Annotated in this window: 12 protein-coding genes and 1 pseudogene; 7 read left to right on the forward strand and 6 right to left on the reverse strand. The window is 68.4% G+C overall.

The annotated features are described in order from the left end of the window. Positions 1–888 precede the first annotated feature (888 nt). Complete coding sequence (tpg, locus tag ACZ62B_RS34385; RefSeq protein WP_469693347.1) at positions 889–1,305, forward strand: telomere-protecting terminal protein Tpg; 417 nt, start codon at positions 889–891, stop codon at positions 1,303–1,305. A 30-nt stretch (positions 1,306–1,335) separates the two neighbouring features. Here the strand turns inward: tpg and ACZ62B_RS34390 are convergent, their stop codons facing one another. The 4 genes from ACZ62B_RS34390 to ACZ62B_RS34405 all read right to left on the reverse strand — a co-directional run bounded on the left by ACZ62B_RS34390 (position 1,336) and on the right by ACZ62B_RS34405 (position 5,756). Beyond that, positions 1,336–2,448, reverse strand: a complete 1,113-nt coding sequence (locus ACZ62B_RS34390; RefSeq protein ID WP_469693349.1) for a hypothetical protein — start codon at positions 2,446–2,448, stop codon at positions 1,336–1,338. Positions 2,449–2,459: 11 nt separating this feature from the next. Next, entirely contained in the window at positions 2,460–3,203 is a 744-nt protein-coding gene (locus ACZ62B_RS34395) for an AAA family ATPase (RefSeq protein ID WP_469693351.1), read from the reverse strand. Then, the gene (locus ACZ62B_RS34400; protein ID WP_469693419.1) at positions 3,200–4,891 is read right to left on the reverse strand and encodes a transposase; all 1,692 of its coding nucleotides are present in this window, start codon (positions 4,889–4,891) and stop codon (positions 3,200–3,202) included. Before ACZ62B_RS34400 ends, ACZ62B_RS34395 begins: the two co-directional genes overlap by 4 nt. Positions 4,892–5,078: 187 nt before the next feature. Continuing rightward, a complete protein-coding gene (locus ACZ62B_RS34405; protein ID WP_469693353.1) occupies positions 5,079–5,756 on the reverse strand; it encodes an AAA family ATPase in 678 nt (225 codons plus the stop codon). Between the two features lie 985 nt (positions 5,757–6,741). Between ACZ62B_RS34405 and ACZ62B_RS34410 the strand changes: the two genes are divergently transcribed. Then, positions 6,742–7,104: a hypothetical protein gene (locus tag ACZ62B_RS34410; RefSeq protein ID WP_469693354.1), complete on the forward strand. Its 363-nt coding sequence runs from the start codon at positions 6,742–6,744 to the stop codon at positions 7,102–7,104. Positions 7,105–7,156: 52 nt separating this feature from the next. On the opposite strand, the gene ACZ62B_RS34415 is transcribed toward ACZ62B_RS34410, so the two are convergent. Next, on the reverse strand, positions 7,157–8,425 hold the full coding sequence (locus tag ACZ62B_RS34415; RefSeq protein ID WP_469693356.1) for an AlbA family DNA-binding domain-containing protein: 1,269 nt from the start codon (positions 8,423–8,425) through the stop codon (positions 7,157–7,159). Positions 8,426–8,971: 546 nt separating this feature from the next. Between ACZ62B_RS34415 and ACZ62B_RS34420 the strand changes: the two genes are divergently transcribed. After that, a complete protein-coding gene (locus ACZ62B_RS34420; RefSeq protein ID WP_469693358.1) occupies positions 8,972–10,384 on the forward strand; it encodes an AbiJ-related protein in 1,413 nt (470 codons plus the stop codon). Positions 10,385–10,503: 119 nt separating this feature from the next. Here the strand turns inward: ACZ62B_RS34420 and ACZ62B_RS34425 are convergent, their stop codons facing one another. Then, on the reverse strand, positions 10,504–10,875 hold the full coding sequence (locus ACZ62B_RS34425) for a restriction endonuclease (protein WP_469693360.1): 372 nt from the start codon (positions 10,873–10,875) through the stop codon (positions 10,504–10,506). Between the two features lie 21 nt (positions 10,876–10,896). On the opposite strand from ACZ62B_RS34425, the pseudogene ACZ62B_RS34430 reads away from it, so the two are divergent. The 4 genes and pseudogenes from ACZ62B_RS34430 to ACZ62B_RS34445 form a co-directional block, all read left to right on the forward strand. Continuing rightward, a pseudogene (locus tag ACZ62B_RS34430) lies at positions 10,897–11,075 on the forward strand (LexA family protein); the annotation flags it as partial. A gap of 304 nt (positions 11,076–11,379) precedes the next feature. Next, positions 11,380–12,279 (forward strand): hypothetical protein, encoded by a 900-nt coding sequence (locus ACZ62B_RS34435; protein WP_469693362.1) that lies wholly within the window; start codon positions 11,380–11,382, stop codon positions 12,277–12,279. An 89-nt stretch (positions 12,280–12,368) separates the two neighbouring features. Continuing rightward, on the forward strand, positions 12,369–14,099 hold the full coding sequence (locus tag ACZ62B_RS34440) for a protein NO VEIN domain-containing protein (RefSeq protein WP_469693363.1): 1,731 nt from the start codon (positions 12,369–12,371) through the stop codon (positions 14,097–14,099). Positions 14,100–14,506: 407 nt separating this feature from the next. Beyond that, positions 14,507–16,546 (forward strand): TerD family protein, encoded by a 2,040-nt coding sequence (locus tag ACZ62B_RS34445; protein ID WP_469693420.1) that lies wholly within the window; start codon positions 14,507–14,509, stop codon positions 16,544–16,546. The last annotated feature ends 145 nt before the right edge of the window (positions 16,547–16,691 follow it).

Consider the following 16,691-nt stretch of genomic DNA (forward strand, 5'->3'; position numbering starts at 1 on the left):
GGGACGGCTGGATTGCGTGGTTACCGGAACACGGTGCTGTCGGTGTGCGAAGCCGACCCACGGGTGGTTGCGGCCCGCTGGCACGCCACTGGAGGGTCTGCTGTCACCGGGCGATCGTCTGCCGAGGCAGGAGTGCTCTGGGGGTCGAGGGGAGCTGGGCCCAGTCGTAAGACTTTCCCGGAATCCCGGCCCCTTTGAGCCCCTGCCAGCGCACGGCGACTGTCAGCCTCAGCCGCCGGCGTTGGTGGACTGCGACCAGTCAGCGAGTCGGGTGCAGCGGCTGTGGCAGTTCAAGGCGGCACAGCCTGAGCGGTGTGATGGGGTCGAGGTGTGTGCTTCGCCCCCAGTTCCAGGACCAGGTGGGGCTGGCGGCCGTACGGCCTGGCGATTCCCATCGGTCGCCCCACACCCTCGGCCCTGCGCATGCAGCCGACGCCGCGATGACCCATCCGGCATAAACTGTCGCGCTCTCCCTGGCACGCGAAGCCAACTGCCGCAGCCACCCTGAAACCGACAGCGCCGACAGCACGGTCGTGCATGGCCGGCCGCCACCGCCTTTGGGACGCCACCCTCGCCAACTACAGAGGCACCCCACTACGGGTGCACTTTGACGAACGCCGACTTGCTCCACACCTCCGCCCGCCCCTCTCGGAGCGGCTCCCTACCCTCCCAAATCAAGATCAACTTCCTTGCCCCCTCAGGACCCCAATCCCAATAAATTATCCGTAAAGTTGAGACATTCTCGATAGAGATGCGGCACTCCAGGTCACAGGCTTGCTGTCGAGAGCCTCAGGCGCCCCTGCACCCCATCAGGGAAGGTCAACCACACACACGACTCAACCTCAGTTTCTATGAGTACAGTTGAGATGTTGCAGCTCACGGCGATGAATGTGTCTCAACTGTACGAATAATCGACAGCCAGGAGCGCGTCGTCCCCCTGGTCCGACGCAGGTTCGTGCAATCGCGGAAGCAGTCCTGGCACGGTGGCAGCCCCGGATACGGGCCCGCCGACGTGCCCAGGCAGAGGCGGATGGCTTCGTCTTCCATACCCGTGCGCAATTCGGGTTCGCGGCTCCTGCAGGCTCCTCAGACGATCCGCGGGTGCGGTGGATCACCCAGGACCTGCCAGGAGAGGTAGCCAGGGAACTGTTCGCCGCTCGGGATGCCGGCGCGGGTGAGCAGCAGCAGACAGTGATCCTCGCCCGGGCGCTGGGACACGCCTACTTTCGCGATTGGGGCCACCGGGCCCACGGGCTGCACATCGTCTTCAACGACATCGAGTTCGCCGACTTCTCGATCGGCTGATCCTGCCTTGTCGAGCGCCCGCGTCAGGGGTCAGCGTCGCGAGGGCCTGCGGCGGCTGGCCAGTCCCGCTTCGTACCTTTCGGCTTCCTGCCGCTCTCGCCAGTCCCACTCCACGCGGCCGACCGGGCCTTTGCGGCGGGCTGCGGGCGGCTGGGGCGGACGCAGTCTGGCCGTCTCCGCCACGCGCAGCAGGTGCGCACGGTCACCTGGCGCGGCGAGCAGTTCTTGGTCCTCGCCGGATAGCAGCCGGGTGAAACAGGCCGCGGCCCGCAGAAAGACGCCGGCCCAGGGCGGTACGGGGTAGGCGGCGCAGCCGTCGGTGTAGCGGGCTCGGTCGTGCAGGACGAGCGTGGCCGCGGCGTCGTCGTAGTCGCGGGGGCGTGCGGTGGCGAGTTGCTGGAGGGAGGCGCCGGTGAACAGTGCGGCAGCGACGGCCGCGGCCAGGCGAGGGTGTGCGGTCGCCGCGTGCAGCCGGTGGGCGATGCGCTGGGCGGTGGGCACGGTGAGAGGCACGGGTGGTGGGCGGTGCCGCCAGGCGATCGGCGGTGGCGTGCACGGGTCGGCGCAGGGGCGGGGGCTGTCGTAGGAGACGAGGCGTTCCAGTGCGGGCAGGGTGAGCCACCGGCTGGCCGGCGCGGCGGGCTCGTCTGGGGGCGGGGGTTCAGTGACAGGCGTGCCGTAGTAGTGGCGGCGGGCGGCCTCGATGTCGGCGGTGACGGAGTGGTCGGCCGTCCGCAGGGCCTGGTGCAGAGCGGCGGGAAGGTGAGGGCGGTGGCAGACCAGGGTCAGGTGGATACCGGTGCGGGCCTGTAGCTGCAGGAGGCGCATCGTGCGGCGGGTGGTGAGGCGGTGAGCGCGCAGGACGGTCAGCCGGGTGACGGGCAGGGCGGTCATCCAGGCCGTGGCGGCTTCCCAGGCGGGCTGACGGCCGCCGGGAAAGCGGCCCGGGAGCAGGGGCGGTTTACCCAGGGCGGCGAGAAGGTCGTGGGCGAGGCCGGTTTCGCTGGTAGTGCCCGGGCCGGGGTGCAGGGTGATCCGGCCGGACGGCGGATGGTGGGCGGCCAGGGCGGCGTGCGTGTGCATCGCGTCGTCGTGACGGTCGAGAACCACGGTGACGGACGGCAGCGGCGGGATAGAAGGCATGGGCAGTGTGGTCAGGCGAGGCGGCTGAAGGCCCAGCGCAGCAGCTCCTGGTCCACGCGCGGGCGGCAGGTGCGGGCCAGGGCGGTGCGGGTGTGTGCGGTCAGCTGGGCCCAGGCGCGGAAGTTGCCGTGCGCGGCGTGGCTGTCGGCGAAGGCGATGTCCTCGGGGCCGGCGTCGGCCCAGATGGGGTGGAACAGCGGGATCACCTCGAGGACCTCGGCGGGTGTGAGTCGGGTGAACTGCTGCCAGATGAAGACACGGGAGGACAGCATCGGTTCGCGGCGCAGCACGGTGTGGCAGCCCGCGCCACCGACGAAGATGATCGCGAGCTGGGTGGAGGGCTCGTCCCACAGGTAGCGGAAGTATTCGAAGGCCTCACCGTTGAGCCACTGGGCCTCGTCGACGAGGAAGGTGCGGGGGCGTTCGGCCAGGGCCGTCTTCAGCAGACGGTCGAACTCGCTGGGGTGGCGCGGGGGCTCGCCGGCCAGGTCGAGGGCGGTGAACAGTTCGTAGCGCACTGCGCGGGCGGTGGGCCGGGCCCGGAAGGTGATCTTTCGGACGTCCTCGCGGGGTTCGAGTGCGCGCAGGCAGGTGTTGACGGCGAGGGTCTTGCCGAAGCCGGCCCCGCCGTGGATGCACATCATGGCGCGGGCGGCGACCGCGTCGGTGATGTTCTCCCGGGCGGTGAGCAGGGCCCGGGTGGTGACCACGGAGGCGTCGGGCAGATCGACGTACTGGTAGGTGGCCGCGGTCACGAGGCATCTCCGTCTTCAGCGGTCTGTGCGGTTGGGCCAGGCGGGCCGTCGGCGGCAGGTTCGGCGGGGAGGGGAGCACGCCGGCCGGGCGCGGTCCGGGTGGCGAGGGAGGGCGGGGTGCGCCAGTCGGCCGGGGGCGCGGCAGGCGGGATGAGGTCCGGCAGCGCCAGCTTCGAGGCGTCGGTGTGCTCGACGGCGGCCAGTTCGTGCCCGGCTTGAGCGGAGGTGAGGGCTCCCAGCCGTTGGGCCGGCCCGGCCGTGGTGGCCGGCGCGAAGCGCTGTCGGCGCAGCGTCTCGGCGGCTTTCACCTCGGCACGCAGACGTCGGGCACGCTCCGCCCGGGCCGTGCGCAGGGCATCGAGTTGTTCGGGGGTGGCCGCGTCCGCAAGGTGCGCAGGCCCGAGATACCCGCCGCTCGCGTCACAGATGTCGATCTCGTGATCGTGGTGCGGCATGTAGCGCACTGTGACGGTACGGTCAGCCTGGCCCGTCATCCAGGGGGCGATGTAGGTGCGCCCGCGCCACCGCACGCCGTGGCTGGTCAGCTTCCGCGGGCGGCCATCGTCCTCGAGGGTGAACGTCCACAGGTCGGCGGCGGGGACATCGGTGACGGGAGTCGGATCGGCCTGCCATGCCTCAAGCGGCGTACGGCCGGCCAGCGCCTGGGGCCGGTGCTCGGTGTTCCACCAGTGGGTCCAGGCCAGCACCTCTGCGGTGAAGTCCTGAAACGACATGGCACCGGACGTATCCGGCCTGCGGCCCGCGCCTTTGCGTCGCCGGCCGGAGCGGGGCTTGGCGGGCGTGAGGGTGTAGCCGGGCAGGGCCGCGAACAGCATCCGGTCGACAGCCCGGTTGAGATTTTCCACCGTGCCCTTGAGATGGGGGCTGTAGGCGGGAAGGTCCTTCACCGTCACGCCCATCGTGCCGAACGCGGCAGTTACGGTGGTCGACAGGAAGTCCTTGCCCCGGTCCACCCTCACCTGCTCCGGTGTCCCTCCCGCGGGGCCGTAGGGCTCCTCACGCAGCACAGCGGCGCGCAGCGCGACCAGCACGGAGGCGCGGGAAGGGACGCCAGGAGTGACCGCAGTGCCGGTGATGACTTTGGTGGCGGTGTCGATGAACCAGGTCACCCACGGGCGCACCAGGTCGCCGTCGGCATCGACCAGCAGCGGTGCCTGGACGTGATCGGCCTCCCACACGTGATTGCGCCAGGAGGCCGCCCGTTTGCCGAAGACGTCGTGCGCGCGTGCCGCGTCCGGTCCCTCGGCAAGACCGGCCCGCTCCCCCGCGGTGAGATCACGCCGCACCGCGCGCAGGAACGTCGACAGCGACGGCACCGGGTCCAGCAGCGGCACCGCAGCCGACGTGGCGCCCGCGGGAGAAGCCGCGGATTCAGACGCCGTCGTCGGCTGACCGTCACGGCCGCCGGTCTCGGCCCGGGCCACCAACTGGCGGTGGACCGCAGAAGCGTTGCCGTGCCAGTACGCCAACAGCACCCGGATCTCCCTGGTGATCTCGAACCGGTCACCACTGCGTTCCCCGGGGCGGATCGCGGCCCGGGGCGACCGTGAGGCCTCAGCCAGCCACCGCCACACCGTCCGCTCCGACACCCCCAGGCACTCCCCGGCCAGGCGCACATGCTCCCGCGACAGCCGCCGCTCGGCGCGCAGCGCCAGCAGACGACGCACCGCCGGCGCCCGCAACGCCGTCAAAGACACCTCCCCCAGCACACCAGCCGGATCCTGCGGCGGCGCCATCGGCTGCCCGTCCACGCCGTGCCCCTCCGTCCCTTCCACTTCCATGGAGCGCGCCTTCGTTCACCTCGTCGGAACGATGAAGGCCCCCGTACACGAGCCCTCCGAGCAGCCCGGACCGTCACGGATACGGGCCAAGACGCGCGCAGGCCTTCTCGATCAGCTCCCGATCCATACGCCTTGCGGGGCCACGCTCGCGGGCGGCGTAGACATGCGACGTGATCTTCGCCCACGTGCGGAAATTGCCGCGCGCCATCTGCTCGTCCGCCCGCGCCAGGTCGTCCGGATCCGCCTCCGCCCACACGGGATGAAAGAGAGTCAGCGTCTGCGGCACTTGAGACGGCTCAAGCCGGCCGACCTGATGCCAGGTCAGCACTCGCGAGCGCAGCGCCGAAGCACGGGCGAGGGCCCGCTCGCTTCCAGCCCCACACAGCACCAGCGCCGCCGCACAGCCCGGCGCGTCCCACAACTGCCGCAGATAATCCAGCAATGGCGGCGTCAGCCGCTGAGCGTCATCGATGAACAGCACACCCGGCTCGGCCAGTGCCCGCGTCAGAGCCTGGCTGGCCGGTCCGGCCCGGTGCGGCAGCGCCCCCGACAGCAGGTCGAGCGCTTCACACAGCGACGCCCGCAGCTGCGGCAGACCGGGCGCCACGTCGGCCACCGCCCGCCACACCCGCACCCGGCCGGGGAGAAGATGCAAAGCCTGCTCGACGGCGACCGTCTTCCCCAGGCCGGTATCCCCGTACACACAGCACATCCCGCGGGCCGCGACCGTATGCCCCACAGCCTCCGCCACACCGGCCACCTGCCGTGTGGACACCAGCCGGGCCCCCGCACGTACAACCGCACCCCGCCGCCCCGCACCCCCGCATCCGCGGCACCCTCCGGCACCGGCACGTCGGCGGGCGGCCCGTCGACAACAAGCGGACCACCCGCCCCGTCCACAAGCCCCAGATCCGCCAGTGCCCGGTCATACCGGCTCGGCTCCAGCCCCACCCTGGCCCCCGCCGGACGAGCCACCTCAAGAACCCGGCCCGCCCCCAGATCCCGCTTGATCACGCGGTGCAACGTCGGCAGCGAGGGCACACACTCCGCACCCCACTCCTCCAACGCCCCCTCTTCCTGGGCCTGGAGCATCCTGCGCCGCAACTCTGCTACGTTCCCACCCGCCTCAGCGAGGACCTCCCATAAGGCGTCACTCAGCGAAAACCCGTCCTGCCGCGGCCGCGCCCCGACATGGCCCCGGCGTCCATCGGCCAGCCACCGCCACACCGTCCGCTCCGACACACCCGCCAGCTCCGCCGCGATCCGCACATGCAGCGCCGACAGCGCCCCCTCCCCATCCACCGCAAGAAGCCGCCGTACCACCACACCCCGCGCCAACGGCGCACCCCCGGCCGGCACAACAGCAGCCGATCCCGCCTCGGCCCCACCCGCCGAAACCCCCTGAACCGTCATACAGCCCAGCCCACCCGCCCCCGCCAGCCCCTCACATAGGAACAGCGAAAGCCATGACAGCCAGCAACCAACCTGCTAGCCGCCCCACAACATCCGCTTGGTCACCCCATGACAGCGACCACAGCCCCATCCTGCACCCGCTACCAGGACATCCACTCCACGATCCCGCTGACGCCCACCCGCTGCCACCCCACCGCCCACTCACAGTCACCGAGGAGCCCCTGCAGGACCTCGTGCGGCTAGGCATGCGGGCCATCGAGTGCGCGAGAGCCGGCCTGTGGGAGGGTGCTCTCGCCCTGGCTACGAACGTTTTGTACTCCGCGATGGAAGAGCACGGGATCGAGTGGTACCGCCGGGAATTCCGCAGCGTCCGCGACCACAATAACCAGCCGATCCGAGGAATCAACGGCCCTGGACGGACCGTAGGATTCGTACTCAGCAACGTCCCGATGCCCGAACGCCGGGTCGGAATTTTCGACCTGAGCACGCACCTGGTGACCCGGCCCATGTCCCATGTGTTCAAAAACAGTGCACTCGTGCAGGACCAGCACAACCGTCACGCGGTGTGCCACGAGGCTTCCTACACCTCGTTGCGAGAGGTGTACGTCCTGCCTGCCATGCTCAACATGCACGCCCTACTGCGGGTACTGGACGAGAAAATGTCAGACGACAGCCCAAGCCCTTGATCCGACCGTGACAGCCGGAAGGTCGCCTCCCGCAGTGTCTCGTGAGCGAAGCTCACCCTTCGTCGGTCAGGGCCTTGGTGAACAACTCTTCGGAGTCCAGCGAACGGAGCAGGGGGCCGAGAAGCCTGCGGGTCACCGTGCCCGGTGCGTCACGCAGCTCCGCCAGCGTGGTACCAGTGCTTTCCTCGTAGGTGTCGGCGCTGTACCTGTGGTTGCTGGGCCAGTGTGACTGTCCGGAGAACCTGCGGCGGCCGCGGAGCCTGTTGGCCCCGACCGCAACGGCCCAGTTTCCGTGGTAGCCCACGTCGTCGGAGATCAGGCGCGTCAGCTCCAGCATGTGCCGGGTGAGGATGACGGCGCCGGCGTCGAAGAGGACCTGTTCCTCTTCGTCCTCCGAGGCATGGCTCTTGAGGCCGTCGGAAAGACGGGTCATGAACAGGCGCAGTCCGCCGTCCTCGAAGAGCTGGACTTCGATCACATCTTCGTCGCGCCAGCCGCCGTCTGCGACATGTGTGCGGTCGGAGCGGAGGCCGGAGGAGCTGAGAGCTACGCCCCTGGCGCGCCTGTGCCCTTGGTGAGCGTGTCTCAGGTCGGGTTTGAAGCCCTGACCTTCGAGCGCTGCTCGTAGGCGCTGGTTGTCCTGGACGCGACGGATCAGGGTGTGCAGGCGCATGTTCCAGTCCGGGGCGCCGGTGATCGGGAGGCACATGTCCCGTCGTCCGGCTGTGGGCTGGGCGACCAGGAAGAGGTGGGACTGGGCTCCCACGTCGCGCAGCGGGTCTTCGTCCATCTCCTTGCGCAGCAGGGCGAGGGTGTCGGCCTCGGTGTTGCGCCGCCGTGCGTGCAGCGCGACGACCTCTGCGTCGCCCATCTGGTACTTCGTCTTGTCGCCGCGGCCGAAGTAGCGGTTGTCGACCATGTGCGGTGCGACGGGGCTCGCCGGGATGTGCACGACGAGGTAGCCGGTCCCGTCGTCGGCCGCCGTGCTGATCTCCTCGGTGAGGATGATCAGCGGCGGGTCGGGGATCGTCCGGGCGACCTGCTCGATCTTCTCCGGCAGTCCGTTCAGCGGCTGGGGGGCGAGTTCGAAGGTGCGGCTTTCCTTGTTCTCCTGCACGCCGATGATCAGAGTGCCGCCGTCGACGGCGAACGAGGACAGGTCGCGCGCCAGTTCCTTGTTGTCGCCCTTGCTGTTCGGGGCCTTCTTGAGGTCGAGGTAGTGGCTTTCCTCGAACAGGCCACTGGTGATGGCGGCCTGGAGGTCGGCCTCGGTCTTCGGTGTCCACCGGGGGTTGTCGGATGAGAGGTAGATCGATGTCACTGTGCGGTCCCGCTTTCCATGGTCCAAGGCCCGGCGGGCCCGTAAGCCCCAGCAGTTGAGTGCCAAGGGTACGGAGGGGGACCGACAGCCCAGCGTTTGGCTACTCCGGGCCAGGATCGCGCAACGGGTTGCGGTGCCCGCAGTCCCAGCACTTCACGGTCTCCGGGAGGTGCTCGAAGCGCGTGCCGGAGATACCGAAGGAGCCGTCGATGCGGAAGCCTCCGCAGCTCTGGCATGGCGTGGCTCGGAAGGGCTTGTCACAGCGGAGGCAATCACCTTCCGCTCGGTTCTGGTCGAGGTGGACAAGTCGGGTGTCTGCGGCGCCACATCGCACGCAGAACGCTTCTTGGGTCTTCATGATTCTGGTGTACATCAGATTCGCGGGAACGTTCCCCCCGCTTTGATCCGGTCCGGCGATGGCAGGCGGAGGCGGCACCGATCGGTGAACGCAGCCCTTGAACGGCGAAGCGGAGGGTGGACTCGCGCTGGAGTACTGCCCCACTGGCTCCCTGGTCTACACGGGACGGCTCCCTCATTATCAGGGGTATGGGTGGGCTGATGGATGTGGCGGGGCTGAGAGCGCTGGTCGATGAGACAGTGGTGCAGCGGTATCAGATGGTCAGACACGAGGACATTCCGGCGCTTTGCAAGACGCTGGGGATGCCTGCGCCGCCACCTCGTATCGATCCGCAGACGCAGAAGGACAATTCAAAGCACACGCGCCTCAGGCTCAGTCTGCAGGCCCTGTGCGACGAGGAGTTACCGTCAGTGGGACGAACTGTCCTGGCGTCTCAGCCCCTCAGTGCGAGCCAGCGGAATCGCCTGCAGGATATCTTGTGGCAGAACGCCGCGTGCGCGGTAATACCCGGTCGTACCCGACGGGAGCTGGCGGCCACATACTCTCTGGAGGATCATGCGCGTCATCCCGACTCCTTCCTGAGTCTGCTCGCCTCCCTGTGGGTCCTGGACGATCACGGGCCTGGGGGGCTGGGCGGGCCCGATCGCACCCTTGCAGCGGAGATAGCTCGCCATGTGATCAGATTCCAAGATTGGGACGCGGAGCGCCTCTTCGACGAGCTCGGTTGCTTCACCGCACCGCACTACCGTTTCGGCCGGTTCCTCGAGGGGCTGGCATCGCCCACCACGCTTCCCGACGAGCCGGCCCAACGGCGCTTCGTGGCTATGGCCAACGAGCACCTGCGGCCTATCGGAGCGCAGCTCGAAGAAGTGGGCGAGGAAGAGGGATATCCGCTGTTCGAGCTGGTGGCGGCAGGCCAGGCGGGCTCCCGTCAGCCACGGCAGGTGGCCTTTGCGACCCGAAGGAAGCCGGATATCCGCATCAGCAGCGTTCTGGATGGCGACTTGGAGGTGCTGGACCAGGCAGAACGCGACGATGACGTTCTGGTCTACGACCGTGTCGTAGGCAACGAGGGGTTGCGCTGGCGCGATCTCATGGACTGGTGGCAAGCCAAACGCGGCATCAACGACGCCGTCCAGGCCAAGCAGGCCCTGCTGCAGCGCATGAGCGCCAGCGTGCCCGAAGAGGCGACCGGACAAGACAACCTCGGGAACCTGTACTACGACCTCTATGGGCACGACCTGGACGACCGGCCCGCTCTGCTGCCCGAAGTGTGGCTCCACTGGGATCACCAGACCATCAGCCAACGCCGCGGCCGCGCCCAGCACAGCATCCGCATGGACTTCCTCATGCTCCTTCCCGGACGGCAGCGCATCGTCATCGAAGTCGACGGATCACAGCACTACACCGACAACCGAGGAAGAACGCCCAGCCCTCGCAGGTACGCCGCCACAATGGCCGCAGACCGCGACCTAAAGTTCCTCGGCTACCACGTCTACCGCTTCGGCCACGAAGAACTAAAGGATCTTGAGACCGCTCGTCCGATCGTCGCGGACTTCTTTGCCAGGCTGCTCGGCATGCATCGCGCTGCTCCGCAGTAGATGCGGTTCCACACACTCAGGCTGCCCGCCGCCTACGACCCTCCCTGGCGCATTGAGCAGCCCGGGGCTTCCGCAGCCCGGAATTGGCGGCGTCGTCTTCAAAGTTGCTTCCCTGTGGGTTACGAGGCGGCTGGGAGAGGTTCGGTGAGGCGGTCCAGCCGCGTGTAGAGGGCCCGTACGAGGCGGGCGCGGTTCTGGACGCAGCGGGCGGTGCCCCTGAACAGGGCGGACAGGCGGCCGTCGGCTTCGCGGAGGACGACTTCGGCGAGGGCGCCGCAGCCGTCGCTCTTGGGCAGGGCGGCGGCGAGACGCCGGACGTCGGCGGCGACCGCGCGGGTGTGCCCGGTGAGCTGGAGGGCGTTCTGCTCGTAGTCGCGGGGTGCGAGGTCCGGGTCCTTCCACGCGAGGACGGCGGTGACGAGTGCCTCGTGCGGGGCGCGGTCCAGCAGGAGTTCAGCGTCGACCAGGCCATGGACGTGGGTGTCACTCACCGGTGCCTCATCGCGTCGTCGGTCGAGATCATCAGGGGCTCTGTGCAGCAACGCGGCTACCCTGTCGATGCGCGAGATTGGCCAGACCGTCAGCCGCTCTCGCATCTCCTCCGTCGCGCATCAGCTGATGGCGCTGGCGCGCAAGGGCTTCCTGCGCCGCGCCCCCGTGCCGCCCACGCGCGTACAAGCTGCGCGGCTCACAGTGGCTAACACAACGAGATGGATCGGTACTCCTCGTCGTGTCCGTGGTAGGAGTTGAGCGTTCGATCCTGTGTGGGAACGCCTCGATCCACTGCTGCCACAGCGCGAGCACCTCTTCCGCCCCTAGGGCCAAAGTACTCACACAGCCCCAGCCCGGCACTGAAACTTGTACAGGCCCGTGTGGCCGGTTCTTTGCACAGGCGGGGCCGTGGCCACTGTGTAAAGGGGAGGGGTTATCGTCTGCACGTCACCCGCATATGTGGGCTGACCTGTGAAAATGCGCGTGGGAGGGGCGAGTCGTCGATGGGCAAGAAGATCGAGGAACTCAACGTGGAGGTCGACGAGCTGGCTCTGTCACTCGTCGGATGGCAGGTCGAGAACGTGCGGGCGCGGCTTGTTACGGACAGTTTCGACGACACCCACTTCCAGGAGATCGTCGTATCGGGAACGGCACGGTTCCTGCGGGAGGACTGGGCCGACCGCTTCTCGGGGGACGAGGACGACAACTACCCGCCCACGCTTCTGCTGGGGCTGAGCCCGGTGGACCGGCCCGAGTTGGCCATCTACACGCACGCCCTGCTGGAGACGATCAAGAAGGCCGGCAAGCGGCCCGTGCGGTTTTCCCAGTCCAGCAGCTCCTGGGAGTGTTCCAAGCCCGTCAGGCCCGAAAAGATCAAGCTCCAGGTAACCTCCTTCGACATCAGCGAGACCGACCTCGACCTGGCCTGGCCCTCGGCGAAGACCAAGCCTCTGCCTGTCGAGCTGATCGACGAGACGGCCCATGAGGCCGTACGGCTGAAGCTCACCGCCTGTGACGCCACGATCGTCGGCAAGAAGCGCGATGCCTCGCTGCAGATGCGTCTCGGTGGGTTTTTCGAGTTCGGATCGGCCAAGGAGTTGCTGGCTGACCTTTTCGCCATGGATTCGTGGCGGGGCGATGCCCCCGAGGACGAGCACGAGGTCAAGGCTGAGTGCCCCTTCGAGGTTTCCTTGCCTGGACTGGCTGTCGAGGTGCTGGACGGAAGCGACTTCTTGCTCGACAAGCGGGAGGTATTGCTGTACGGGAGGATCCCTGTCGGGGAGGGTGCCGCGTTGCCGTCACGGCAGCCGCGTTGGATCGCTCAGTTCCCGTTCGACCTGGACGAGCTGTCCGGCGAGCCGACCCGCGTCGTGGTCCGCGTACTGGACGCGGAGGACCTGTGATGGGCCCGATGGCGGCCGTCGCAGCCCTGCGGGATGTCCTTGTACGGGAACATGTGCAGGCTCCGGGTCTCTTCCGCGAGATCGCGCGGATGGAGAAGCTGCTCGCCGATACCTACCGCGACCGGGTGCCGTACGAGTTGCTCCAGAACTCCGACGACGCCGGCTCTCAGTCCGTGCTCGTCGAGGACTTGGGAGGGAACCGGTTCCGCTGGAGCAACGACGGTCGGCCCCTGAACGCGGCGGACATCGAGGCGCTGTGCCGCAGCGCCAGCTCCACCAAGTCGCGCGGTGGTGACTCGATCGGGTACCGGGGTATCGGTTTCAAGTCGCTCGCGGCGATCGCCCACCGGATCGACGTCCGGTCGGCGGGCGTGCGTTTCGCGTTCGACAGGGCGGCCGCCGCAGTGCTGCTCGGTGAGCCGGACACCAAGGCGGTGCCGCTGATCCGGATACCCGCCGAGGTGCACGCGGACGCGCCCGTCGACGGTGTGGCCTTCACCGTCACGTGCCGGCCGGACACCGCGGGAGCCCTCAGGGCGATCGACCCGCTCAGCGCGCTGTTCCTGCGGAATGTGACGCGGATCCGGACGTCAACTGCGATGGCACATCAGGACATCCTCGTCGAACGGGACACCTCGCGGGTCGTGCTGCGTCTCGACGGGGACGAAGCGGCGTTCGGTCTGCTGCGGCACGGTGCAGCGACGGTGGCGGTGCCGCTCGACGCACGCGCTCTCGCCATGACCGGCGTACGCGGCCGTCTGGCCTGCTTCCTGCCGCTCCAGGACGAAGTGGGGCTACCCGTCATCGTCTCGGGCGACATCCTCACCGATCCTTCCCGCACCCATGCGGTGACGGCGGACGAGTCGACCCGCCGGGTCCTCGGCGACGCGGCCCGGGCGATCGCGGAGCGACTGCGTTCACCCGGCGACCCGGTGTTCGAGCGGCTGTGGCAGTTGCTCCTGGAAGGCGAGGACCTGCGCGGCGTCATGGTCTCGGCCACTGCATCCGCTGGCAAACTGCTCGCGGTCTCGCTGAGGGACGAGATGACCGCTCAGCGGCCTTCATTCGCTCACTCGCCAATTCCGTTGGAGCCGCAGGACGTGGCTGTCGTCTTTCCCGGCGGTGCCCCTGCAGCCCTGTACGAGCCTCGCAATCAGGCCGCCGCCCGGGCGTTGAAGGCGGTACTGGGCCTACGCAGCGTCGACTTCACCGTCACCCTGGCCGAGATGGACCCCGCCGTGTTGTCCGACGCACTGCGTTCGCGGCTCAGCGAGCATTTCAAGGAGCTCGCCCGCACGCACGGCCGTAAGCTCACCGAGGCGGAGAGCCGGCTCGTGCATGAGGCCTCTCCCCAGGAGGAGACGCCCGCTGTCCCGGACACGGCCCAAGGAATCCGTGCGACGAAGGCGACCCCTCGCCCGGACACCTCCCTGGCGTCCGTGCTGAAACGGTGGAGGGCGGCGGAGCTGGCGGCGAAGGAGTACCTCAACCAGCTCGGTTGGACCCTGCGCGACGTCAGTGGACAAAACGTCGGCTACGACCTCGAAGGAACGGACCCGCAAGGAAAGTCCGTACGGATCGAGGTCAAGAAGGTGGACCGACCCGACGCACGGTTCGCCATGACCAACAACGAGATGTCTCTCATGCTGATGGAGCCGGGCGGTTATCTGCTCGCCATCGTGGTCGGTGACGGCCGGCACGCCCAGCTGATGTTGCTCGATCCCTCGAAGGATGACCTTCCCAAAGAGCGCGTCTGCCGCCGCTGGGACTGGGAGTTCACCGACTGGTCACGGTTCGCCGAGACGGTTGCCAACGTGTGAGGCATCCTGGACCGGTGCACACCGTGCCCTGTGCGGTGAGGCAGGTGTGGTCGAGGACACCTGCCTCACCACACCCCGGCCGAGGTTCGAAATGTCGTGATGGACGAGTTGCTGGCACGTCTCTGCCCGGACTGCGGCACGCATCTCCCCGCATGATGACGGCCCCGCTCGACACTTCGGTGCGGGGCCTTCTGTACATACGGGCACGACAGTCGCACGGGGAAGCAGGCACAGTTCAGCGCCGGACGCCACTGTTACACACCTGGCTTCACGGAACCTCCACGGTCGAGCTTGGTGCGTATTACAGTTTCCTCCGCGCGACTCGTCATTTTGTGTCGCGCATGAGGCAGATGGGGCGGGATCTTCCGCATGCCCAGGGTGCGCCGTTGGGGGGCTTTGTGCAGGAAATGATCATGGGTTCGAATGTGGCCCTGGCGGACCTGAGCGATGACGTCGGTTCAGTGATCGTCAGTCTGGGCTGGGTCAGCCCTACCGGCGAGGGCGACGCGGATGTGTCGGTCCTGCTGCTGGACGCGAACGGCAAGGTGCGCAGCGACGGCGACTTCTACTTTTACAACCATCCGGTGGCCGCTGACGGGAGCGTGCAGCTTCTGGGCAAAACGCCGACGGCGGACGGCAGTGAGGACCGGATCAGCTTCGACCTCACCGCCGTGCCGTCCGGGATCGACCGGATCGTCGTCGCCGCGAGCAGGTACGGCGAAGCCGGTTTCGGGGAGCTGGAGGATGTGAGGATCACGCTGGCCGACGCGGCCGGTGAAAGTCTCCTGCGGTTCGCCGTCGACGATGCCGGCTCGGTGACGGCGGTCATCTTCGGTGAGCTGTACCGGCGGGGCGAGGGATGGAAGTTCCGTGCCGTCGGACAGGGCTACGAAACCGGGCTTGCGGGGCTGGCGACGGACTTCGGAGTAGACATCGAAGACGACGCGGCCACGGAAGCCGAAGCAGCGCTCGACGGCGCGGAAGCCGACGAGCAGGCGGATGGGGCGGCTCCGGCGCCGGCCGAGGAGCCGGCCGGGCAGGCGCCGCTGGAGGCCATCCCCGCTCCTCGCCGGCCCGAGGGCGAGGCCGGCGAGCCGAGGAAGCCGGCCGCGCGCCCTCGTACCGCGAAGAAGAAGGTCACCCTTCCCAAGACGGTCAAGAAGACCCTGGCGGAGAACGACTCCTGGAGGCAGGCCAGGCTTTTCCCAGTCTCGGTGCTCAAGAGCGACCGGGACCGCGAGATGCGTGCCACCTCGGTGCTGCTGTCGGTGATGGCGCAGGTGCCGGAGTTCAGCAGGAGACTCACCGCGGGGTTCGGGGCTCCGGCGGGCCGCATGGAGACGTTCACGGAGGTCTCCCTGCCCCATGGGGACAGTCCGCGGCGCCCGGACGGGGTGATCCGGGTGGAGCGGGCCGGCAAGCTGTGGACCGCGCTGGTCGAGACGAAGACCAACGGCAACGCGCTCAAGGCCGACCAGGTGCAGGCGTACATGGACATCGCCGCGCGCCGCGGTTACGAGGCCGTGATCACGCTGACGAACGACGTCGCGCTGGAGGGCAGCCCGCTCGTCGACGTCAAGATCGACAAGCGGCGCAAGCACAAGGTCGCCCTCTGGCACCTGTCCTGGGCCGAAGTCGCCCACCAGGCGCAGATGCTGATCAGGCACGAGGGCGTGGGCAACGCCGCGCACGCCTGGCTTCTGCAGGAACTGCTGCACTACCTGCAGCACGAGAACTCCGGCTGCCACGGCTTCCAGAACATGGGGCCGGCCTGGGTTCCCGTTCGCACCGGCATCGACGACGAAACCCTCTGTCAGGGCGATGCCCGGGCACTGGAAGTGGTCGAGAACTGGGAGCGGCTCATCCGCCAGGTCTGCCTCAGGCTGGGCGGTGAACTCGGGCAAAAGGTCCTGCCCGTCCAGCGCGCCAAGCGCGGAACGGACCCCAAGGAGCGCCGAGACCGCCTCGCCGACCAGCTCTGCCTCGACGGGCGGCTCCATGCGGAACTGCGCATCGACGGCACTCCTGGCGTCCTGACCATCAGTGCCGACCTGCGCACCGGCAAGCTGCGCACCGGCATCGACATCCCGGCCCCCGAGCAGGGCTACCCCCTGAGCTGGGCCAAGCGACTCATCCGGCGTCTGGCCGAGGCACCGGCGGACCTGCATGTCGAGACCCTCGTCGACAGCGAAGCCGCAGGCCCGCGCGGAACCCTGGAGCGGCTGCGCCCCGAACCGGCGGACCTGCTCCCCAAGGACAACGCCAAGATCACCGGGTTCCGCCTGTCGCTGCTCAAGAGCATGGGAAGCGGCCGCGGCAACGCCGAGACCGGCTTCATCCGCAGCGTCGACGACGCCGTGCACCGCTTCTACACCACCGTCGTCGTCCACCTGGACACCCCGACAACACGCCGGACACCGTCCAAGGAACGCGCGGCAGCCGAATGACACCCGGGTGCGGGCGGCGGCAACGCCGTCTGCACCCGCCGCGCAACCGTCCCCTTGCACAGGCCCGTACTCGGGCTGAGTCCTGCAAGGGGACGCTCGCACCATCCGGCGCCCTACCTGCCCGTTACCGCCCGGTCATTCAGTC

The sequence above is a fragment of the Streptomyces sp. NPDC053426 genome, from assembly GCF_055585405.1.

Bases quoted from the DNA above. Each gene is read 5' to 3' on its own strand.
- tpg (WP_469693347.1), top strand. From the start codon at position 889: ATGTGTCTCAACTGTACGAATAATCGACAGCCAGGAGCGCGTCGTCCC.
- ACZ62B_RS34390 (WP_469693349.1), bottom strand. From the start codon at position 2,448: ATGCCTTCTATCCCGCCGCTGCCGTCCGTCACCGTGGTTCTCGACCGT.
- ACZ62B_RS34410 (WP_469693354.1), top strand. From the start codon at position 6,742: ATGGAAGAGCACGGGATCGAGTGGTACCGCCGGGAATTCCGCAGCGTC.
- ACZ62B_RS34420 (WP_469693358.1), top strand. From the start codon at position 8,972: ATGGGTGGGCTGATGGATGTGGCGGGGCTGAGAGCGCTGGTCGATGAG.
- ACZ62B_RS34435 (WP_469693362.1), top strand. From the start codon at position 11,380: ATGGGCAAGAAGATCGAGGAACTCAACGTGGAGGTCGACGAGCTGGCT.
- ACZ62B_RS34440 (WP_469693363.1), top strand. From the start codon at position 12,369: ATGGAGAAGCTGCTCGCCGATACCTACCGCGACCGGGTGCCGTACGAG.
- ACZ62B_RS34445 (WP_469693420.1), top strand. From the start codon at position 14,507: ATGATCATGGGTTCGAATGTGGCCCTGGCGGACCTGAGCGATGACGTC.